Raw genomic sequence first — 20314 nt, 5'->3', positions numbered from 1 at the left:
CGCGTCCCGCAATCCTCCGATGCGGACGGCGGCGACGCCATGACGCACGCCACATCCTTCGAACAAATCGGGCATTACGGGCCATGGCGGTGTCGCAACTGTCCCACGAGTAACGGCACTTGACGCGTGTAACGCGTCAGCAGCCCTTGACGCGAACCGTTGGCTGCGGATTTGCTGTGAGTGATCGGTTGATGACTGTCCACACTCTCCCCCCAACAGAACCCAAAACGGTGCCCCCACCCCCGCCACCCCTCGGCCGCGGCCGAAAGCGCGCAACCCACGCCTTCGACGCGGCCCTCGACGACGCCGAGCTCGCCACGGCCCGCACGGCATTGGCCCAGGGCAGATGGCAGACGGCCCGCTCGCTGCTCGCCCGGACCGGCGACGACTGGGACCGCAGAGGGCACCGCGTCACCGTCCTCGCCCAGGAGCCGCACTGCGCCCCCTGGGCCCGCGACTGGCTGCTCGCCGAACCCGACTCCGCCGACGCCGCCGTCCTGCTCGCCCTCGCTCTGGTCCGGCGCGCGTTACGCGGCAAGGAGAAACCGGTCCGCGCCCGCGAGTCCTGCCACGCCGCCGCCGCGCTCGTCCCCGCCGACCCCACCCCCTGGCTCGGTCTGCTCATGCTGGAGAGCACCCTGGGCGCCGAGGACGAGGTGCGCCGCCTCTTCGCCGAGGTCCGCGCCCGGTACGCCGACCACCACCACGCCCATCACCTGATGGTCGCCCGGCTCGCCGAGCGCCGCCCCGGCGCCGGTCCCGACCCGCTCCACGAGGTGTACGACTTCGCCAACGAGGCCGCCGAGCAGGCCCCCGCCGACTCCCCGCTCGCCATCCTCCCGGTCATCGCCCACACCGAGCGCTACCGCGTCCTCGCTGCGGCCGGACATGAGCCCCACGACACGGCCGCCTCCGGGCACTGGACCGGCCGCCGGGCCCGGCAGGTGATGCGGGCCGCCTTCGACTGGTGGCTGGAGTGGGAGCAGGAAGGGCACCCGCGCCGCCTCATCGACCTGAACTTCCTCGCCCACGCCAAGGTCTGCGAGGGCCGCAGTGCCGAGGCGGCCGCCCTGTTCCACCGCATCGGTGAGCACGCCACGCCGTCGCCCTGGTCGTACCCGGACCTCGATCCGTATCCCGCCTTCCGTGCCGCACGCGCCACCGCGCTCGGCACGGCGTAACGCCCCCAACCGCAGTCGACCCAAGGACGGTCCCCGATGACCACGGGCAGTTCCCGCACGAGCAGCGCCACCGCCGACAGCGGCGGCATCAGTACGTTCAAGGGGCAGGACCGCGCCCTGCGCGCCGACCGGCTGGGCACGACGGGCCTGCTGCTGTCCGTGCTCGCGGCCACGGCACCCCTCATGGTGGTCGCGGGTGTCATGCCCACGACTTTCGGAGTGATGGGTGTCCTCGGGCAGCCGCTGCTCTTTGTGATCCTCGGCCTCGTCCTCGCGCTCTTCAGCGTCGGGTATGCCGAGATGAGCCGCCACGTCCACAACGCCGGCGCCTTCTACGCGTACATCTCCCGTGGCCTCGGCGGCACGGCCGGCGCCGGCGCCGCGATGGTCGCGCTCGTCGCCTACAACGCGCTCCAGGTCGGCATCTACGGCATCTTTGGCTTCGAGGTCTCCGGGCTGTTCGCCACCTACCTCGACACCGAAATCGCCTGGTGGATACCCGCACTCCTGGCCGTGCTCGTCGTCGGCGCCCTCGGCTGGCTGAAGATCGACCTCAACGCGCGCGTGCTCGGCGTTCTGCTGATCATCGAGGTCGCCCTCGTGGTCGTCTTCGACGTCGCCGCGCTCGCCGACCCTGGCAAGGAAGGCCTGTCGCTGCACGCCTTCAACCCGGACACGCTCACCGGCGCGGGCATCGGCACCGCCCTGTGCTTCTGCGTCGCCGCCTTCCTCGGTTTCGAGCAGGCCCCCGTCTACGCCGAGGAGACCAGCCGCCCGCACGTCCTCGTGCCCCGCGTGATGTTCCTGGCCGTCGGCGGCATCGCCGTCTTCTACACGATCAGCTGCTGGGCGTACACCGTCGCCGCCGGACCCTCGGCGATCGTCGGCACCGCGCAGGAGCAGAGCGCCGGGCTGCTGTTCTTCCTCACCGAGGACCTGCTCGGCTCCGGGTTCACCGACGTCCTGCACGTGCTGTTCGTCACCGGCATGTTCGCGGCGATGCTCAGCTTCCACAACGTCGTCGCCCGCTACGCCTTCGCCATGGGCCGCGAGGGACTGCTGCCCGCCACCTTCGGCCGCACCAGCGGCGCGAGCGGCGCCCCCGGCACGGGTTCGCTGCTGCAGACCGTGATCTCGCTCGTGATCGTCGCCGCCTTCGCGCTCACCGACGACAAGCCCGCCGGCGACCCGACCGCGCCGGTCCTGCACCTGTTCACCTGGATGGGCAGCCTCGGCGCGCTGGGCGTCGCCGCCCTCATGGCCGCGGCCTCGGTCTCGGTCATCGTCTTCTTCGTGCGCCGTGGCGCCGTCGCCGCCCAGTTCTGGCGGCTGGCCGCCTCCGCGCTCGCCGTCCTCGCGCTGGCCTTCATCGTCGTCTACACCGTCAAGGACTTCGACGTCCTCATCGGGGCGGGCCCGGGCTCGACCCTGAGCTGGGCCCTTCCCGCCGTCATCGCCCTCGCCCTGGCCGTCGGCCTGATCCAGGGCCTGCTCCTGCGCTCCCGCGCCCCCGAGAAGCACGCCCGCATCGGGCTCGGCAACGAGGCGTTCCAGCTGGAGAAGGCGGCGACGGAGGCGACCTGGCAGACGTAAGAAGTGATTACGGAACCCTGACGAGCACCCGCGATTCCTGGTCCCGCCCGGGTCGCGGGTGTTCGAATGGACAGGTGAATCCCGAACAGCCCGAAGCCTCCGAAGCGAAGGGCGAGGAGAAGGCCGAGGAAAAGGGCAAGCCCATCGGCCGCCGCGTCTTCCTCGGCACCCTGGGCCTGGGCGCCCTCGGCGTGGTCACCGCGCCGACGCTGCAGCGCGGCCTGGAGTCGTTCCTCGCGAGCGCCTCCGACAAGGACCCCACCGGCCTGACGGGCCTGCTCCCCAATGGCGGCGGCTTCCGCTACTACTCGGTCGCCACCTCCGTACCCCACAAGAACGCCACCACCTACCGCCTCACGGTCGACGGCCTGGTCGACCGCCCCCGCACCTACACGCTCGCCGACCTGCGCGCCCTGCCGCAGACCCGGATGGTGCGCGACGTCCAGTGCGTCACCGGCTGGCGGGTCCCCGACACACCGTTCGAAGGCGTGCGCCTGTCCCGGCTGCTCGACGCCGCGGGAGTGCGCGAGGGGGCCGGGGCGGTGCGCTTCACCTGCTTCGACGGCACCTACACCGAGAGCCTCACCCTCGACCAGGCCCGCCGCGCGGACGTCCTGGTCGCCCTGCGCATGCAGGACAAAGACCTGGGCCACAGCCACGGCGGCCCGGTACGCCTCTATGTGGCCCCCATGTACTTCTACAAGTCCGCCAAGTGGCTCTCCGGCATCACCGTCACCAAGGACGTACGGCCCGGCTACTGGGAGGAACGGGGCTACGACGTCGACGCCTGGGTCGGCCGCTCGAACGGACGTGACGATGAGCCTACGAGTTGACGCACCCGGCCGGTCCACCGGCGTCCGGCGCTTCAGCCGGGCCGAGCGCTGGGTGCACCGCACGACGGCCGCACTGATGGGCGTGTGCGTGGTGACCGCGGCCTGCCTGTACGTCCCGCAGCTCGCCGAACTCGTCGGGCGCCGCGAGCTGGTGGTCCACATCCACGAGTGGGCCGGCCTCGCCCTGCCCGTGCCGGTCCTGGCCGGCCTGGCCTCCCGCGCGTTCCGCGCCGACCTGCGCTTCCTCAACCGCGTCGGCTCGCACGACCGGGTGTGGCTGCGCGCCGCCTTCCGCCGCGACAAGCGGGCCGCGTCCCGTCCGGCGGGGAAGTTCAACGCCGGGCAGAAGATCTATGCGGCCTGGATCGCCGGGGCGACGCTGGTGATGCTGGGCACCGGTCTCATGATGTGGTTCACCCATCTCGCGCCGCTGGTGTGGCGCACGAGTGCGACCTTCGTCCACGACTGGCTGGCCCTCACCATCGGGATCGTCCTCGCCGGGCACATCGGCATGGCGCTGGGGGATCCGGAGGCGCGGCGTGGGATGCGGACGGGGTCCGTCAGCCGGGAGTGGGCTGAGCGGGAGCATTCGCTGTGGAGGCCGTGAAGTGCGCTCCGCGGGAAGCGCCGTCAAGGGCCGCGGAGAGTGCCGCGATGGGTCGTCGAGCGTCTGCGGGTTCGTTGTGGCTGGTCGCGCCCACGCGGCGGTAGCCGCGCCAGGGTCGCTCGGCGCCGGGTTCGGGTCCTGCACGATGTCCGGCGCGGCGACGGTGAACGCGGTCGGCATACGGATCTCGATGCCGGCGTGCCGTACGGTCACGTCGACCTGGCCCGGCTCCAGCACCGGTACGACGACGGAGAGCACCAGCCGGTCGCCCGACTCCGACGTCAGTACGGGAACCCCGGGCACCTGCTGTCCACCGACGCTCACGCTCACGTCCCGCAGCAGCTCGGCGTGGTCGACGTACGTGTCCGCCAGCTCGATCCCGATCGCCTCGCCGGGCCGTGCCTCGCCGTCGCCGCCCGTGTCCACCCCGGCGATCCGGTAGCCGCACGCCGCGGGAGTACCGCTCGGTGAGGGCTTCAACCGCACGATGTCGCCGGGGTGGCGCCGATGAAAGTCGAGCAGAGAGCCTAGGACGGCGTACGCGGCGCGGCCCTTGCAGGTGTCGGCCTTGTCCGCCGGCGCGGCGTGGTCCCGGACCGCCTGCCCCCAGCTGCCGCCCTCGCCCTGCACGGCCAGGCAGGCGGTGGCCAGCCCGCGCAGCAGCGTCCACTCCGAGTCGGCCTGCGTCCGGGGGATCGCATGCAGTGCGGCCCGGCACTCGGTGGGGGAGCGGAGCAGGTCGTACACGCTCGCCGGGTCCGGCGTGCCGTCGACGTTCGGTGAGTCGGGGCCGGGCGGGAGCCAGGCGGGGGCTTCGAGGAGTTTCTTGCTCATGGAGGGGCTGGGGGAGGAGGGGCTCGGACTCTCGCTCACCGTTCCGCCCTGGGGAGCGCGGGGCGTGCTGGTGACCGCGGGCACACCGAAGTGGCCGTCCGGCGACTGCCGTACCGGAGGAGGGGAACTGCTCGGCGGACCGGCCGGCAGCCTCCGCGTGCCGTCGGAGGGCCCGGCGGTGACGATCGTGCCCCCGCCGCCTCTGCCGTCCGCAGTGACACCCCCGTCACTCGTGAAGGCCGCGGCAGCAACCGCCACCGCCCCTGCGACGAGCAGCCCCGAGATACGCATCCCGAGGGAAACCGCCATGACGCCCCCCGATGTTCTCGCCCCCGGCGGCTGCGGCAGCCGCCAGAGATCACCTCATCATCGGGCCGAAGGCGCCCCTGGGGAAGCCGCTTCATGTGATCGTCGGCGCGAGTTCAGGCGTCGGGCAGCGCGGAAGCTCAGTCTCCGAAGTCGAGCAGCACCTTGCAGGAGGTGCTCCGGTCGGCGGCCAGCGCGAACGCCGACTCGGCCTCCCGCACCGGCACCACCGCGCTGACCAGCCCGTCGAACGAGGCCTCGGTGGCGAGCAGTTCCAGCGCGTCGTCGAACTCCGCGTCGAACCGGAACGCCCCACGCAGCTCGATCTCCCGGCTCACGACGAGGTTCCCCGCGAAGGGACTCCGCCCCGGCGGCAGCATCCCGAGCTGCACCACAACGCCCCCGCGCCGCACCAGCCGCAGACACGTGTCCAGCCCCGCGGCGACCCCCGACGCCTCGATCGCCACGTCCACCTCGGAAGGCCACCCGGCGTCGTCCGGATCATCGGCCCGTACGAGGCTGTCGGCGCCGGCGATCCGCGCGTACTCCAGCGCCGCCGGCAGCAGGTCCGTCACGGTGACCCGCCCCGCCCCGGCCGCCTTCGCCGCCGCGACCACCAGACACCCGATGGGCCCGGCACCGGTGACGAGGACATGCCTCCCGGCCACATCTCCGGCCCGCCGCACCGCGTGCAGCGCGACGGACAGCGGCTCGGCGAGCGCCGCCCGCTGCAGGCCGAGCCCGGCCGGGAGCGGCCTCAACTGGTTTGCGGGTACGACCACTTGGGCCGCGAACCCGCCCTGCACATGCGGGAAGCGCGCCGCGCTGCCGAGGTAGCGGGTGTCCCGGCAGACGTTGCGCCGGCCGTCCGCGCACTCGGGGCAGACCGAGCAGGGAGTGGCCGGGTGGACCGCGACAGCCGTACCGGCGACCGAACCCGATGCCCCGGCACCGTACGAGACGACCGTCCCGACCACCTCGTGCCCGAGCACCATCGGCTCCTTGAGCCGGAAGTCGCCGACCCCGCCGTGCCGCCAGTAGTGCAGGTCGGAGCCGCAGACCCCGCCGTACCGCACGGCCACCAGCGCCTGTCCCGGCCCGGGCACCGGCACCGGCAGTTCCTCGACCCGCAGGTCGTCCTGACCGTGGATCACGCAACCGAGCATCCCCGGAGCCTCCTTCACAACACGCTCGTCATGCCGCCGTCGACGTACAGCACCTGCCCGCTGACGAAGTCCGCGGCTGGGGAGGCGAGGAACAGCACCCCGCCCACCAGGTCCTCGGTACGCCCCCAGCGCCCGGCCGGAGTGCGTCGCCGCACCCATGCGCTGAACTCCTCGTCCTCGACGAGGGGTTGGGTGAGCTCGGTCTCGATGTAGCCGGGGCCGAGGCCGTTGACCTGGACGCCGTACGGGCCCCAGTCCGCGCACATGCCCTTGGTGAGCATCTTCAGCGCGCCCTTGGTGGCGGCGTAGGGGGCGATGCCGGGGCGGACGACCTCGCTCTGCAGCGAGCAGATGTTGATGATCTTTCCGTGGCCGCGTTCCGTCATCCGCCGGGCGGCCTCCCGGCCGACCAGGAACGCGCTGGTGAGGTTGGTGTTCAGGATCCGGTGCCAGTCGGAGTCCGTGAACTCCAGCAAGGGTGCGCGCAGTTGTATGCCCGCGTTGTTGACCAGGATGTCGAGCGGGCCCACCCGCTCCTCGACATCCGCGATCCCGGCGGCCACCGACGGACCGTCGGTCACGTCGAACACGGCCGTGCGGACGTCGCCGGGCAGTTCCCCGGCGGCCTTGGCGAGGCGTTCGCCGTCCCGTCCGTTGAGGACCACCGTGCAGCCGGCCTCCGCCAGACCGCGGGCGAGCGCGAGGCCGATGCCCCGGCTGGAGCCGGTGACCAGGGCCGTGCGGCCGCCGATGTCGAAGAGAGGGTGAGCCGTCATCGTCATACTCCTGAAGTCGTGCTCCTGCAGTCGTGCTCTTGTAGTCGTGCTCTTGAAAGGGCGCTAGATGACCAAGGACAACAGCAGGACCACACCACCGGCGACCACCGAGATGATCGTCTCCATGACGGACCAGGTCTTGATGGTCTGCCCGACGTTCAGGCCGAAGTACTCCTTCACCAGCCAGAAACCGGCGTCGTTGACATGGCTGAAGAAGAGCGAACCGGCGCCGATGGCGAGGACCAGCAGGGCCGCGTGCGTCGTCGACATGTCGGCCGCGAGCGGGGCGACCAGACCGGCCGCGGAGACCGTCGCCACCGTCGCCGAACCCGTCGCGAGGCGGATGGCCACCGCGATCAGCCAGGCCAGCAGCAGCGCCGGGATCGACCAGTCCTCGGAGATGTCCAGGACCATCTGGCCCACGCCGGTGTCGATCAGCGTCTGCTTGAAGCCGCCGCCCGCACCGACGATGAGCAGGATGCCCGCGATGGGTGCGAGGCCCTTCTCGACCAGCGGCGAGAGGCGTTCCTTGCCGAACCCGGCGGGCGCGAGCAGCGTGAAGATGCCCAGGAGCACGGCGGCGAGCAGCGCGATCATCGGGGAGCCGACGACGTCGAAGACGCGCTGGACGGTGTTCTCGGGGTCGTCGATGACGATGTCGACCAGCGCTTTGGAGAGCATCAGGACGACCGGGAGGAGGATCGTGATCAGCGTGGGCCCGAAGCCGGGGAGCTTGCGCTTCCCCACTTCACCGGATTCCTCGGAGGGACGCTGGGGGATCATCCGGTCCGGGGCCGGGACGTCCACCCAGCGGGCGGCGTAGCGCGAGAACAGCGGGCCGGCGATGACCACCGTCGGTATGGCGACGAGGACGCCGAGCGCCAGCGTGACACCCAGGTCGGCGCCGACCGCGTCGATCGCGACCAGCGGGCCGGGGTGCGGCGGGACCAGGCCGTGCATCACGGACAGACCGGCCAGGGCCGGGATGCCGATGCGCATCAGCGAGTAGTTGCCGCGCTTGGCGACCATCAGCACGACCGGGATCAGCAGCACGACGCCGACCTCGAAGAACAGCGGCAGACCGATCACCGAGGCGATCAGCACCATCGCCCACGGCATCGAACGGCCGCCCGCCTTGGCGAGGATCGTGTCGACGATCTGGTCGGCGCCACCGGAGTCGGCGAGCATCTTGCCGAGGATCGCGCCGAGGGCGATCAGTACGCCCACGCCGGCGACCGTGGTGCCGAGGCCGGTGGTGAAGCTGGCGATGGCCTTGTCGAGCGGTGCCCCGGCGATCGCGCCGAGCACGAGCGTTCCGAGGGTCAGCGACAGGAACGCGTGGAGTTTGAACTTGGTGATGAGCAGGACGATGACGGCGATGCCCGCCAGGACGGCGAGGCCCAGCTGAGCGTGGCCGGCCGAGGTGATGGGCTCGACGGTGTCCGCTGCCAGCATCTCAACGCTGAGTCTGGTCACGGGAGTTCCCTTGCAGGTACGGGGGATGGGGGACGCGTGGGGGGTGGTACCGGCGCTTGCCGGGGCGCGCTACCGGCGTGTACCGGTGGGTGGTGCCGGCGTTGCCGGTGTCAGTCGGGAAGTTCGTCGAGCGCCTTGACGGCCCGTTCGGTGATCTCCTCGGGGCTCCCGGCGACGTCCACGGCGACTCCGGCCTCGTCGGCCTGGAGCGGCTGGAGCGTGGCGAACTGGGAGTCGAGCAGCGCGGTCGGCATGAAGTGACCCTGCCGATGCGCCATCCGGTCCTCGATGACCTCCCGGTCGCCCGTGAGGTGCACGAACACCACCCCGGGTGCCGCGGCCCTGAGCCGGTCACGGTACGACCGCTTCAGTGCCGAGCAGCTGACGACCCCGCCGAGCCCGGCCCGCCCGTGCGCCCAGGAACCGATGGCGTCCAGCCACGGCCACCGGTCCGCGTCGTCGAGCGGAGTGCCGGCCGACATCTTGGCGATGTTGGCCTGCGGGTGGAAGTCGTCACCCTCGGCATACGGGACGCCGAGCCGTGCGGCGAGCAGAGGACCGATCGTGGTCTTGCCCGTGCCGGCGACGCCCATCACCACGACGACGTGGGGGGTACGCATCACTGCCTCGCTGTCTTCCTCGACATCCGACGTCGACATCCGACGTCGGCCACACTGAAACCCATTAGGTACGACGAATTCAAGACCCTGTGACAAATAAGTCTGACTTTTTGATCCCGTGATCTGCCCCGTACGCTGAGTGCATGAGCACACCGGGCCGGGGGCTGCACGGCCATGTACTGGAAACCCTCGGCCCCGCGATCGCCGCGGGCGAGTACCCGCCGGGCAGTGTCCTGCGCACGGACGAACTGGCCCAGCGCTTCGACGTGTCGCGCTCGGTGATGCGGGAGGCCGTCCGCGTCCTGGAGTCCATGCACCTGGTGGAGTCCCGCCGCCGCGTCGGCGTGACGGTCCGTCCCAAGGCCGAGTGGAACGTCTACGACCCGCAGGTCATCCGCTGGCGCCTGGCCGGCGCCGACCGCCCCCAGCAGCTGCGCTCACTCACCGTGCTGCGCTCGGCGATCGAGCCGGTCGCGGCAGGCCTGGCGGCCAAGTACGCCACCGCCGGCCAATGTGCCGAACTGACCGAGTGCGCCCTCGGTATGGTCGCCCACTCACGGGGCCACCAGCTGGAGGGCTACCTCATCCACGACGTCGCCTTCCACCGCGTCATCCTCAACGCCTCCGGCAACGAGATGTTCGCCCGCCTGGGCGACGTCGTCGCCGAGGTCCTCGCGGGCCGCACTCACCACGAGGTCATGTTCGAGGACCCCGACCCGGCCGCGGTCACCCTGCACGTCCAGGTCGCGGAGGCGGTCCGCGCCGGCGACGCGGCCAGGGCGGAACACCTGACCCGCGAGATCACGGTCGGCGCGCTCCAGGAGCTGGACATACTGGCGCCGTGAGCGAAGCGGGCCGACGCCCGTTCGGTCAGTCCAGGAACTCCCCGTCCACGTACACCCAAGCCCCGTCGACCCGCTCGAACCGGCTCCGCTCATGCAGCGACCCGCCCCGGAACGAGGCGCGAAAGGTCACCGTCCCCTTGGAGTGGAACGCCGAGCCGTCCGTCGCCTCCAGGATCTCCAGCCCGGTCCACCGCATCCCCGGATCGAGGTCCAGCCGCGCCGGCCGCGTCCGCGGATGCCAGGTCCGCAGCAGGTACGCCACATCACCCTTGACGAACGCGCTGTACCGCGACCGCATGAGGGCTTCGGCGGTCGGCGCGGCCGCCGCACCGGCGTGAAAACGGCCGCAACACTGGTCGTAGGCCTCGGGCAGCCCGCACGGGCAGGAACGCGTCGTCATGCCCGCCATTGTGCTAGCCCGCCGCCCGTGTCTGGCCGCCGGGCAGCGGCGGCAGCGCGGCCCCGTACACCCACGCCTCGAACAGCTCGTCCACGGGCTCAGCCGCGAACCGCGCCACATGCGAGACGAACGCCGACGTCGTCACCGTCCCGTTCCGGTGCAGGCCCGCCCAGGCCCGCAGCATGCGGAAGAAGGCGTCGTCGCCGAGCGTGCAGCGCAACGCGTGCACCGTGAGTCCGCCTCGCTCGTACAGCCGGTCGTCGAACATCGACTTGCGCCCGGGATCGGCGAGCCGCAGATCCTGCGGCAGCGTCGACAGCAACCGGTGTGCGGCGGCGGCGAGTTGCTGCGCCGTACGCCCGCCCGACCGCTCCGACCACAGCCACTCCGCGTACTTCGCGAACCCCTCGTTCAGCCAGATGTGCCGCCAGTCGGCGATGGAGACGCTGTTACCGAACCACTGGTGGGCGAGCTCATGCGCGACGAGTCGCTCCGAACCCCGCGCCCCGTCCACGTGGTTGGCGCCGAACAGCGACAACCCCTGTGCCTCGACGGGGACATCGAGCTCCTCCTCGGTCACCACGACGCCGTACTCGTCGAAGGGGTACGGCCCGAACAACTGCTGGAAGAGGTGCATCATCTGGGGCTGCCGCGCGAAGTCCCGCGAGAACTCCGGCAGCAGGTGCGCCGGAATGTGCGCGTGCTGCGGCACCCCGCCCAGGCCCGGGTCGGCCAGCACCACGGCCTGGTACTTGCCGATCGCCAGTCCCACCAGATAGCTGGACGTCGGCGCCGACTGCTCGTACACCCAGGTGGTCGTGGACGCCTTCGTCGTCCGGGTCAGCAGGCGCCCGCCCGCCACCACCGCGTACGCCGACGGCGTGGTGATCGAGATCTGGTACGACGCCTTGTCGGCCGGCCGGTCGTTGCACGGGTACCACGACGGCGCCCCGATCGGCTGGCTCGCCACCAGCGCCCCGTCCTCCAGCTCCTCCCAGCCGAGCCCGCCCCACGGGCTGTTCACCGGCTTGGGGTTGCCCGACCAGTGCACCTCGACCGTGAAGGCCGCCCCGGCGCGGACCGGCTTGGCGGGGCGCACGCGCAGCCGTCCGCCGCGGTGCGTGTAGTGCGGCTGCCGGCCGTCGACCCGGACCCGCCCGATCCTGAAGTCGGCCAGGTTCAGCACGAACTCGGTGAGCGGTGCCCGGCCCGCGATGGCATTGATCCGGGCAGTCCCCGACAGCCGGTTCGGGCCGGGGCGGTAGTCCAGCGCGAGCTCATACCGGTGCACCCGGTACCGGGGGTCGCCGTGCTCCGGGAAGTACGGGTCCGCGCCCGCCGTCTGCTGAACTGCCACTGCTGTCTGTGCTCCCTGCGCCGTACTGCTGCCACTTGGTGCCGGCCCACCGCCCTCCGGCTCCGAGTGGGCCGCGCTCAGGGACGCCATGCCTCGATCGGATTGCCGAGCCAACGGGTGTCGTCGGGGACGGACTCCCCGGCCATGACGAGCGACGCGGGACCCAGCGTCGTACGGGCCCCGATCGCGCTGCCGGGCAGGACGATCCCGCCAGGGCCCAGCGTCGCGCCCTCACGGAGGACCACAGTATCCGTCCGCAAGATCCGGTCGTGGAAGAGGTGCGTCTGCAGCACACAGCCCCGGTTCACGGTGGCCGCGTCCTCCAACGTCACCAGATCCGTCTCCGGCAGCCAGTAGCTCTCCATCCACACGCCCTTGCCGATCTGCGCGCCGAGCCCGCGCAGCCACGCCGTCATCACCGGCGTACCCGGCACCGAGCCCGCCAGCCACGGCACCGCGAGCACCTCGACGAAGGTGTCCGCCAGCTCGTTGCGCCACACGAAGGAGGACCACAGCGGATGCTCCCCGCTGTGATGCCGCCCCACGAGCAGCCACTTCGCGACGATGGACACGAGCCCCGCCACGGCCCCGGCGCCGAGCAGCACCAGCCCCGACAACAGCGGAGCCCAGACCCCCAGCGCACACAGCGCGGCCACCGTCAGCACCGCCAGCCACGCCGAGCAGAACACCGGCACGATCCGGCACAGCTCCACCAGACCGCGCGCCCACAACAAGCGCAAAGGCGGCTCGTACGTCCGGCTCTGGTCGCCGCCGGCCACGGCACGCGGCAGCTTGACCGGCGGCAGCCCCAGATACGACGTGCCCTTCTTGGCCTTCTTCGGCGTCGCCGACAGCACGCCGACCAGCCCGCCGTCCGGCACGGTCCGCCCCGGCGCGGTCATCCCCGAGTTCCCGAGGAAGGCCCGCCGCCCGATCTCCGCCCGCCCGATCCGCATCCAGCCGCCACCCAGCTCATACGGCGCGGTCAGCGTGTCGTCGGCCAGGAACGCGCCCTCACCGACCGTCGTCAGACTCGGCAGAGCCAGCACCGTCGACACCTCGGCACCCCGCCCGATCCGCATCCCGAGCAGCCGCAGCCACACCGGCGTGACCAGCCCGGCGTACAGCGGGAACAGCGTCTCGCGCGAGCGGTCCATCAGCTGCGTGACCGTCCAGGCCTGCCAGCCGACACGGCTGTGCGTGGGATGCGTCCCCTCGCGCAGCCCGAGGCTCAGCAGCCGTACGGCGATCAGGAGCAGCACGGCGTACGCCAGCCCGAAGGCGAGCGTCGCCGGTACGAGGGCCAGCGCCGCGCCCGTCAGGGGCGCGTCCGGCGTGAAGAACACGCGGGCCACCAGGAACGCGGCCCCGCCCGCCAGCACGGGAAGCGCGGTCAGCGCGAAGCCGGTGAGGCCGTACATCACACGCCAGTACGTCCCGCGCCGCGGCCGATCCTTGGGCCAGTTGCGCTTGGCCTTGCCCAGCTTGACCGCCGGCGCGCCCGCCCACCGCTGTCCGGTCGGAACCTGCCCGGTGACCGCCGAACCGGGCGCCACCTCGGCCCGCTTGCCCACCCGCGCACCGGGGAAGAGCATGCTGCGCGTGCCGACGACGGCATGCGCGCCCACCTTCACCGCGCCGATCTCCAGCCGGTCCCCGTCCAGCCACCACCCGGACAGATCAACCTCGGACTCGACGGCCGCGCCCCGCCCCAGCTTCAGCAGCCCGGTGACCGGCGGCAGCGAGTGCAGGTCGACGTCGGGCCCGACCTTGGCGCCCAGCGCCCGCGCGTACCGCTCCAGCCACGCCCCGGTCAGCGAGGTCGCCCCGCTGAACTCGGCCAGCCGCTCGGCGGCCCACAACCGCAGATGCACGCTGCCCCCGCGCGCGTACCGCCCGGGCTTCACGTCCCTGAGCAGCAGCCGCGCGCCCCCGGCGGCCAGCGCCAGCCGCCCCGGCGGGCTGAACAGCACGACGGCCCCGACCGCCACCAGCCACCAGGGCGCCGTCGGCAGCCACGCGTAGGCGGGCAACAGGTTCCCGAGCACGGCCAGCGCGACCGTCCAGCGCAGGCCGAGCAGCGTGAACAACGGAACGAGAAGCAGAAGTTGGACCACCTGCGCGCGCCTCGGCACCGGCGCGACGATCCGCTCCGCCCCGTCGTCCTGCGCGGACTCCTCCAGGTGCCGGGCCAGCTTCCGCAGCACCGGCTGCTGGTAGATGTCCAGGACGGCCGCGCTCGGATAGCGGGTCCGCAGCCGTGTCGTCAGCTGCGCGGCGGCCAGACTGCCGCCGCCGATCGCGAAGAAGTCGTCGCGGGCGCCGGAGACCGGGATGCCGAGCACCTCGGCCCACTGCTCGGCCAGCCAGGCCTCGGTGCCGTACAACTGCTCGGCCGGGCCACCGCTGTCCAGCTCCTCCAGCGGCCAGGGCAGCGCGTTACGGTCCACCTTGCCCGAGGTACGGGTCGGCAAATCCTCGACCGGCGCGAGCAGCGGCACGAGCGCGGCGGGCAGTTCGGCCCGCAGCTTCTCCACCGCCGCCGCGTGATCCCAGCCGTCCTGGGTGACGACGTACCCGACGAGCAGCTGATTACCGCTGCGAGCGGTCCGCACGGCGGCGGCCGCACCGGCCACCCCCGGCAGCGCCTGCAACGCGGCATCCACCTCGCCCAGCTCGATCCGCCGCCCGCCGAGCTTGATCTGCTCGTCGGCCCGCCCGAGGAAGACCAGCCCCTCGGGCTCCGCCTTGACGAGGTCACCACTGCGGTAGGCCCGCTCCCACCCCAGGGACTCCAGAGGCGCGTACTTCTCCGCGTCCTTCTCGGCGTCGAGATACCGGGCCAGCCCGACCCCGCCGATCACCAGCTGCCCGCTGCCACCCATCGGCACAGGCTCCCCGGCCTCGTCCACGACGGCCAGCTCCCAGCCGTCCAGCGGCAGCCCGATCCGGATCGGCTCCGCCCCGCTCATCAGCGAGGCACAGGCGACGACGGTGGCCTCGGTCGGCCCGTAGGTGTTCCACACCTCGCGCCCCTCGGTCACCAGCCGCTGCGCCAGCTCGGGCGGACAGGCCTCACCACCGAAGATCAACAGGCGTACGTCGTTGAGGGTCTCGGGCTCCCAGAGCGCGGCCAGCGTCGGCACCGTCGAGACGATCGTGATCTCCTGCTCGACCAGCCAGGGCCCGAGATCGGCACCGCTCCTGACCTGCGAGCGCGGCACCGGCACCAGACAGGCCCCGTACCGCCAGGCCAGCCACATCTCCTCGCAGGACGCGTCGAACGCGACCGACAGCCCCGCCATGACCCGGTCCCCGGGCCCGATCGGCTCCTCGGTGAGGAACAGTGCGGCCTCGGCGTCCACGAACGCGGCGGCACTGCGGTGGCTGACGGCGACGCCCTTGGGCTTACCGGTCGAGCCGGAGGTGAAGATGATCCACGCGTCGTGCTCGACACCGGGACGGGCGGCGGCAACCTCGCTCCGGGAGTGCACGGTCAGTTCGAGCCCGGCTCCCACGACGGCCCGGACGTCCGCCTCCCCGAACACCAACTCCGCCCGCTCGTCCGGGTCCTCGGCGTCCACGGGGACATAGGCGGCACCGGCCGCGAGCACGGCGAGGATCGCGACGTAGAGGTCATTGGTCCCGGACGGGACACGGACCCCGACCCGATCGCCGAGCCCGACCCCGGCGGCCGCGAGCCTGCGCCGCAGCCGCTGCACCTCCACGGCCAGCGCGCGGTAGGTGAGGCTGGTCGTGCCGTCGTCGAGGGCCGGCTCGTCCGGATGGGACCGTACGGACGCCTCGAAGACGTCGACGAGGGTGCGCGGGGAGGCCGCCGGACCCCCGGAGAAACGTGCCGTGTCACCGAACCGCTGCTGGATCTCCGAGCTGAGCTCTGCACCGAGCTCCTCGCCGAGCAGGCCGAGAGCGTTGCTCTCCTGTATGGCTGCCATCCGGTCCTCGCGTCTCGAACCCGGAAGCCTCCGGGGCGCTGGCGGGCCCGCAGGTCTGCCTGGGGTTGTCCGGCTCCAGCTCCGTAACAAGCCGGAAATTTTAGTACGACGCTAGGTTCGGGCCTTTCGATACGCCACTCGGAGCGGCCGTTCGGGGCCGCAGGGCGCCGGCGGAACAGGCGCTGACCTGGTGATCTTCGCCCCGACGAGACTTCCCCCACACAACGGCCGAGGGCCGTGACCTCGTGGTCACGGCCCTCGCCATTTCGCGTGTCCGAGGGGGGACTTGAACCCCCACGCCCGATAAAGGGCACTAGCACCTCAAGCTAGCGCGTCTGCCATTCCGCCACCCGGACAAGGTGTCTGTCGTGCGGGGTTTCCCTCGCGGCGACGAAGGAAACATTACCAGGCTTCGGAGGGTGCCCCGATCACCCCCCGTCGCGCCGTGAACGGCGTGTGACGGGTCGCGTCCGGTCTTGGGCGCAGCCGCAGGGAGGGGGAGGATGAGGGGACCATGAGGGGGACCACCAGCAGCAACACCGCGGGAGGAAGCAGCGTGAGCGAGACGGACACGGCCAGGGGCGTCACCGGCGAGGACGAGGTCGTGGACCTCTGCCGCGAGCTGATCCAGATCGACACCAGCAACTACGGCGACCACTCGGGCCCGGGTGAGCGCAAGGCGGCCGAGTACGTCGCCGAGAAGCTCGCCGAGGTGGGCCTCGAGCCGAAGATCTTCGAGTCGCACCCCGGGCGCGCCTCCACCGTGGCCCGCATCGAGGGCGAGGACCCCTCCAGGCCCGCGCTGCTCATCCACGGCCACACCGATGTCGTACCGGCCAACGCGGACGACTGGACCCACCACCCCTTCTCCGGTGAGGTCGCGGACGGGTGTGTGTGGGGGCGCGGGGCCGTCGACATGAAGGACATGGACGCGATGACCCTGGCGGTCGTCCGCGACCGGCTGCGCAGCGGGCGCAGGCCGCCGCGGGACATCGTGCTCGCGTTCCTCGCCGACGAGGAGGCCGGCGGCAAGTTCGGCGCCCGGTTCCTCGTCGACAAGCACCCCGATCTCTTCGAGGGCGTGACCGAGGCGATCAGCGAGGTGGGCGGGTTCTCGTTCACCGTGAGCGAGGAGCGGCGGCTCTATCTGATCCAGACGGCCGAGAAGGGCATTCACTGGATGAAGCTGACCGTGGCCGGAACGGCCGGACACGGGTCCATGATCCACCGGGACAACGCCATCACCGAGCTGTCGGAGGCGGTCGCGCGGCTGGGCCGGCACAAGTTCCCGGTGCGGGTCACCAAGACCACCCGGGCCTTCCTCGACGAACTCGGCGACGCGCTCGGCACCGAGCTCGACCCGGAGAACATGGAGGGCACCCTCGCCAAGCTCGGCGGCATCGCCAAGCTCATCGGCGCGACCCTCAGCAACACGGCCAACCCCACGCAGCTCGGCGCGGGCTACAAGGTCAATGTCATCCCGGGCGAGGCCACCGCGCACGTCGACGGCCGGTTCCTGCCCGGGTTCGAGGAGGAGTTCCTGGCCGACATCGACCGGATCCTCGGGCCGAACGTCCGCCGTGAGGACGTGCACGCCGACAAGGCCGTCGAGACGGGCTTCGACGGGGCGCTCGTGGCGGCGATGCAGTCCGCGCTGGTGGCCGAGGACCCGGCGGCCAAGGCGATCCCCTACATGCTCTCCGGCGGGACCGACGCCAAGTCCTTCGACGACCTGGGCATCCGGGGCTTCGGCTTCGCGCCGCTGAAGCTGCCGCCGGAGCTGGACTTCGCGGGCATGTTCCACGGCGTCGACGAGCGGGTACCGGTGGACGGGCTGAAGTTCGGGGTGCGGGTGCTCGACCGGTTCATCGATGCGTCCTGAATTGGCCCACTGAAACGACACTTCAGTATTCGGCCAGGCGTACGGGATATGACTGGGGGGAGTGAAGACGCTCATAAGGTCGTAGCCCTATTAGTTCCTCCTCGTTACAGGTGATGCGATCAGCTACTTGTGATCGCATTGCCAACAAGGAGGAATAATGATCAAGAAGGTCGTCGCTGCTGCGGCTGCCACTGGTGGGCTGGTTCTCGCGGGCGCGGGCCTCGCTGCCGCCAGCTCCGGTGCTCAGGGTGCCGCTGTGCACTCCCCGGGCATCCTGTCGGGCAACGTTGTTCAGGCGCCTGTCGAGGTCGCCACGAACGTCTGCGGTAACACGATCTCCGTGGTCGGTCTGTTGAACCCTGCCTTCGGCAACACCTGCATCAACAAGTGACGTTGTGCCTCGCCCCGTAAAAGGGGCTGAGCCCGTCGGCCCCGGAGCGCGCGCCATGCGCTCCGGGGCCGACCGGCCTTTCGGAACGTCGGTCGAATTTCCGACGTCGTCCTTTCGGAACAAGGTCGAAGGCAGGTAATCAGTAAATGCGACAGGTCACCCGCAAGGGCCTGATGACCATGGCGGCCGCGACCGGCGTCATCGCCGCCGCGGGCGGCGCCGCCCACGCAACCGGCTCGGGTGCGGCCGGCTCCACCGTGAACTCGCCCGGCGTGCTGTCGGGCAACACGGTGCAGGCGCCGGTGAACGTGCCGGTCAACGTGTGCGGCAACACGGTCAACGTCGTCGGGGTGCTCAACCCGGCGAGCGGCAACAGCTGCAGCAACCAGGGCGGCGGCGCGTCCGCCGGCCACGGGGACTCCGGTGGCGGCTCGGGGGCGTCGACGGGTGGGCACGCCAGCGACTCGCCCGGCGTCGGCTCCGGCAACCACGTCGAGGCGCCGATCGATGTGCCGGTCAACGTGTGCGGCAACAGCGTCGACGTCATCGGCATCGGCAACTCCGTCGAGGGCAACGACTGCACCAACGGAGGCGGTGGCGCAGGCCACACCCCGCCGGGCGGCGGCCACGAGAACCCGCCCGGATCGCCGGAGCAGCCGGGCAACCCCGGTAATCCCGGCAACCCCGAGCAGCCGGGCAACCCCGGAAACCCGGGCAACCCCGGAAACCCCGGGAGCCCGCAGAACCCGGACGAGCCCACCCACCCCGGCACTCCGAGCTCGCCGCCCAGCACGGGCGGCGAAACGCCGGACGGTGGTTCGTCGCACGGGAACCAGCCGGGCGCCCAGTCCCTCACCCAGCCCCAGGGTGTCGCTGAGCTCGCCCAGACCGGCAGCGACCTGCCGGTGGGTCTCGTCCTGCCGGTCGGCGCGGGGGCGCTGCTGGCGGGCTCGGTGCTGTACCGCAAGGCACGCACCTCGGCGTAGGCCGTAGCCGTCCGGCACGCGTAGGGCGAAGCCCTCCGGCGTGAACGGAGCGGGCCCCGCCTCGGCGGGGTCCGCTCCGTTGTTTCTTCTCCTGCTGTCTCTGTCTTGCTGTCTTCCTGGCGCCTCAGCTCACCACGTGGCCCGCACCTGGCGGATGATCCGGCGGCGCAGCCGTACCCGGCGGCTGCCGTCGCGCAGCAGACTCAGGCGGTCCAACTCCCAGTGTCCGTACTCGGCATGGTCCGTCAGCAGGCGTGTGGCGTCCTTGCGGGAGACCCCGCGCGGTACGTACACGTCGACAAATTCGTATTCCGGCATCGCATCTATTGTGCGGGCTGGGGCCCGGTACGGATAGCGTCTGCACTATGTCTGATGCTGTGCAGCCCACCGCTGCCGAGGTACGCGCCGCCGCCGAGGCGGTCAAGACCGCGCTGGACCGCCACCTGGCCGCGGTCGAACGCCGGTCGGGTGAGGACGACCCGGCCGTCTACGAGGCGTTCAACCAGCTGGCCGCGGCCGCCGAGACCTACGACGAGCTGCTCTACGACCGCTATGACGAGGTCACACCCTTCGAGATCCCCGGTACGGAGGACGCGCTGCCGCCGTACACGGGCCCCGAGGAACCGAACTCGGTGAGCGTGCTGATCCGCCGCGACTACTCTGTGGCGGAGCCGCAGCGGCTGCTGGCGCAGGCCCAGCGGGTCGAGGCGGCGGACTACGACGACGGCGCGGACGCGGATGCCTCAGGCACGGTGCACGGGGCGTTGGGCATCCTGTTCGGCGAGTTCGAGCCGGACGAGATCGCCTCCCGGCACAAGGAGTTCGGCCTGGAGGAGGGCGACTCCACGCTCTGGGTCACCGCCTCGGACGAGCAGCCCGACCCCGGCGAATGGCTGGAAGCGCCCTTCGAGGGGGTCGACCCCCAGCGGGTGGTCTGCCGCTTCGACGTCAGCACGGTGTTCGACGACGAGCTGGACGACGTCGACGAGGCGGACGAGGACGACGAGGACGCCGACGACATCGAGGACGACCTCGACACGGAGCTGGACGAGGACGAGGACCTGGAGTCGCTGGACTCGGACCGCTGAGCGGAGGCGGCGGCTGT

At 71.4% G+C, this 20314-nt stretch carries 18 protein-coding genes and 1 tRNA gene; 10 read left to right on the top strand and 9 right to left on the bottom strand.

Translation table 11 applies throughout. The features are described from left to right. Positions 1–230: 230 nt before the first annotated feature. The 5 genes from ADL12_RS12055 to ADL12_RS12035 all read left to right on the top strand — a co-directional run bounded on the left by ADL12_RS12055 (position 231) and on the right by ADL12_RS12035 (position 4656). Positions 231–1181 carry a hypothetical protein gene (locus ADL12_RS12055; protein WP_062701415.1) on the top strand — a complete coding sequence of 317 codons (951 nt, stop codon included), beginning with the start codon at positions 231–233 and terminating at the stop codon, positions 1179–1181. Positions 1182–1217: 36 nt separating this feature from the next. Continuing rightward, positions 1218–2774 (top strand): APC family permease, encoded by a 1557-nt coding sequence (locus ADL12_RS12050; protein ID WP_062701413.1) that lies wholly within the window; start codon positions 1218–1220, stop codon positions 2772–2774. A 74-nt stretch (positions 2775–2848) separates the two neighbouring features. Then, entirely contained in the window at positions 2849–3607 is a 759-nt protein-coding gene (locus ADL12_RS12045; RefSeq protein ID WP_062701411.1) for a molybdopterin-dependent oxidoreductase, read from the top strand. Continuing rightward, positions 3591–4214, top strand: a complete 624-nt coding sequence (locus ADL12_RS12040) for a cytochrome b/b6 domain-containing protein (protein WP_062701409.1) — start codon at positions 3591–3593, stop codon at positions 4212–4214. Before ADL12_RS12045 ends, ADL12_RS12040 begins: the two co-directional genes overlap by 17 nt. A gap of 145 nt (positions 4215–4359) precedes the next feature. After that, positions 4360–4656, top strand: coding sequence for a hypothetical protein (locus ADL12_RS12035; RefSeq protein ID WP_159053145.1), 297 nt, complete (start codon positions 4360–4362; stop codon positions 4654–4656). An 838-nt stretch (positions 4657–5494) separates the two neighbouring features. Here ADL12_RS12035 and ADL12_RS12030 read toward each other — a convergent pair. The 4 genes from ADL12_RS12030 to ADL12_RS12015 all read right to left on the bottom strand — a co-directional run bounded on the left by ADL12_RS12030 (position 5495) and on the right by ADL12_RS12015 (position 9392). After that, positions 5495–6520, bottom strand: coding sequence for an L-idonate 5-dehydrogenase (locus ADL12_RS12030; protein WP_062701404.1), 1026 nt, complete (start codon positions 6518–6520; stop codon positions 5495–5497). Positions 6521–6534: 14 nt separating this feature from the next. Next, positions 6535–7296: an SDR family oxidoreductase gene (locus ADL12_RS12025; RefSeq protein WP_062701403.1), complete on the bottom strand. Its 762-nt coding sequence runs from the start codon at positions 7294–7296 to the stop codon at positions 6535–6537. Positions 7297–7359: 63 nt separating this feature from the next. Further along, positions 7360–8772, bottom strand: a complete 1413-nt coding sequence (locus tag ADL12_RS12020) for a GntP family permease (protein ID WP_062701401.1) — start codon at positions 8770–8772, stop codon at positions 7360–7362. 110 nt (positions 8773–8882) lie between these two features. Next, positions 8883–9392: a gluconokinase gene (locus tag ADL12_RS12015; RefSeq protein WP_208614520.1), complete on the bottom strand. Its 510-nt coding sequence runs from the start codon at positions 9390–9392 to the stop codon at positions 8883–8885. 143 nt (positions 9393–9535) lie between these two features. Between ADL12_RS12015 and ADL12_RS12010 the strand changes: the two genes are divergently transcribed. Further along, complete coding sequence (locus ADL12_RS12010; protein WP_062701397.1) at positions 9536–10237, top strand: FadR/GntR family transcriptional regulator; 702 nt, start codon at positions 9536–9538, stop codon at positions 10235–10237. 25 nt (positions 10238–10262) lie between these two features. Here the strand turns inward: ADL12_RS12010 and ADL12_RS12005 are convergent, their stop codons facing one another. The 4 genes from ADL12_RS12005 to ADL12_RS11990 all read right to left on the bottom strand — a co-directional run bounded on the left by ADL12_RS12005 (position 10263) and on the right by ADL12_RS11990 (position 16306). Next, a complete protein-coding gene (locus ADL12_RS12005; RefSeq protein WP_107119890.1) occupies positions 10263–10637 on the bottom strand; it encodes a YchJ family protein in 375 nt (124 codons plus the stop codon). A gap of 13 nt (positions 10638–10650) precedes the next feature. Next, positions 10651–11994 carry a M1 family metallopeptidase gene (locus ADL12_RS12000; RefSeq protein WP_062701393.1) on the bottom strand — a complete coding sequence of 448 codons (1344 nt, stop codon included), beginning with the start codon at positions 11992–11994 and terminating at the stop codon, positions 10651–10653. A 77-nt stretch (positions 11995–12071) separates the two neighbouring features. After that, on the bottom strand, positions 12072–15950 hold the full coding sequence (locus ADL12_RS11995) for a Pls/PosA family non-ribosomal peptide synthetase (protein ID WP_062701391.1): 3879 nt from the start codon (positions 15948–15950) through the stop codon (positions 12072–12074). Between the two features lie 271 nt (positions 15951–16221). Beyond that, positions 16222–16306: transfer RNA gene (locus tag ADL12_RS11990), tRNA-Leu, on the bottom strand. 200 nt (positions 16307–16506) lie between these two features. On the opposite strand from ADL12_RS11990, the gene ADL12_RS11985 reads away from it, so the two are divergent. From ADL12_RS11985 to ADL12_RS11975, 3 genes are all read left to right on the top strand, one after another. After that, a complete protein-coding gene (locus tag ADL12_RS11985) occupies positions 16507–17832 on the top strand; it encodes a M20/M25/M40 family metallo-hydrolase (protein WP_062701389.1) in 1326 nt (441 codons plus the stop codon). A 157-nt stretch (positions 17833–17989) separates the two neighbouring features. Beyond that, a complete protein-coding gene (gene chpH, locus ADL12_RS11980) occupies positions 17990–18223 on the top strand; it encodes a chaplin ChpH (RefSeq protein ID WP_062701387.1) in 234 nt (77 codons plus the stop codon). A 146-nt stretch (positions 18224–18369) separates the two neighbouring features. After that, on the top strand, positions 18370–19209 hold the full coding sequence (locus ADL12_RS11975; protein WP_062701385.1) for a chaplin: 840 nt from the start codon (positions 18370–18372) through the stop codon (positions 19207–19209). Between the two features lie 129 nt (positions 19210–19338). Here ADL12_RS11975 and ADL12_RS11970 read toward each other — a convergent pair whose 3' ends face one another. Next, positions 19339–19527 (bottom strand): DUF5703 family protein, encoded by a 189-nt coding sequence (locus tag ADL12_RS11970; protein WP_005485166.1) that lies wholly within the window; start codon positions 19525–19527, stop codon positions 19339–19341. A gap of 47 nt (positions 19528–19574) precedes the next feature. Between ADL12_RS11970 and ADL12_RS11965 the strand changes: the two genes are divergently transcribed. Then, positions 19575–20297, top strand: a complete 723-nt coding sequence (locus ADL12_RS11965) for a hypothetical protein (RefSeq protein WP_062701383.1) — start codon at positions 19575–19577, stop codon at positions 20295–20297. The last annotated feature ends 17 nt before the right edge of the window (positions 20298–20314 follow it).

Origin of the sequence: Streptomyces regalis (genome assembly GCF_001509475.1) — a bacterium.
GTDB lineage: Bacteria > Actinomycetota > Actinomycetes > Streptomycetales > Streptomycetaceae > Streptomyces > Streptomyces regalis.
The sequence above is the reverse complement of the archived record's forward strand: the minus strand, read 5'-3'. Positions and strand labels throughout refer to the sequence as shown.

What these genes read in the sequence shown, in the direction of transcription:
- ADL12_RS12050 (WP_062701413.1), top strand. Translation starts at nt 1,218, where the DNA reads ATGACCACGGGCAGTTCCCGCACGAGCAGCGCCACCGCCGACAGCGGC.
- ADL12_RS12040 (WP_062701409.1), top strand. Translation starts at nt 3,591, where the DNA reads ATGAGCCTACGAGTTGACGCACCCGGCCGGTCCACCGGCGTCCGGCGC.
- ADL12_RS12035 (WP_159053145.1), top strand. Translation starts at nt 4,360, where the DNA reads ATGTCCGGCGCGGCGACGGTGAACGCGGTCGGCATACGGATCTCGATG.
- ADL12_RS12030 (WP_062701404.1), bottom strand. Translation starts at nt 6,520, where the DNA reads ATGCTCGGTTGCGTGATCCACGGTCAGGACGACCTGCGGGTCGAGGAA.
- ADL12_RS12025 (WP_062701403.1), bottom strand. Translation starts at nt 7,296, where the DNA reads ATGACGGCTCACCCTCTCTTCGACATCGGCGGCCGCACGGCCCTGGTC.
- ADL12_RS12015 (WP_208614520.1), bottom strand. Translation starts at nt 9,392, where the DNA reads ATGCGTACCCCCCACGTCGTCGTGGTGATGGGCGTCGCCGGCACGGGC.
- ADL12_RS12010 (WP_062701397.1), top strand. Translation starts at nt 9,536, where the DNA reads ATGAGCACACCGGGCCGGGGGCTGCACGGCCATGTACTGGAAACCCTC.
- ADL12_RS12005 (WP_107119890.1), bottom strand. Translation starts at nt 10,637, where the DNA reads ATGACGACGCGTTCCTGCCCGTGCGGGCTGCCCGAGGCCTACGACCAG.
- ADL12_RS11995 (WP_062701391.1), bottom strand. Translation starts at nt 15,950, where the DNA reads ATGGCAGCCATACAGGAGAGCAACGCTCTCGGCCTGCTCGGCGAGGAG.
- chpH (WP_062701387.1), top strand. Translation starts at nt 17,990, where the DNA reads ATGATCAAGAAGGTCGTCGCTGCTGCGGCTGCCACTGGTGGGCTGGTT.
- ADL12_RS11975 (WP_062701385.1), top strand. Translation starts at nt 18,370, where the DNA reads ATGCGACAGGTCACCCGCAAGGGCCTGATGACCATGGCGGCCGCGACC.
- ADL12_RS11970 (WP_005485166.1), bottom strand. Translation starts at nt 19,527, where the DNA reads ATGCCGGAATACGAATTTGTCGACGTGTACGTACCGCGCGGGGTCTCC.
- ADL12_RS11965 (WP_062701383.1), top strand. Translation starts at nt 19,575, where the DNA reads ATGTCTGATGCTGTGCAGCCCACCGCTGCCGAGGTACGCGCCGCCGCC.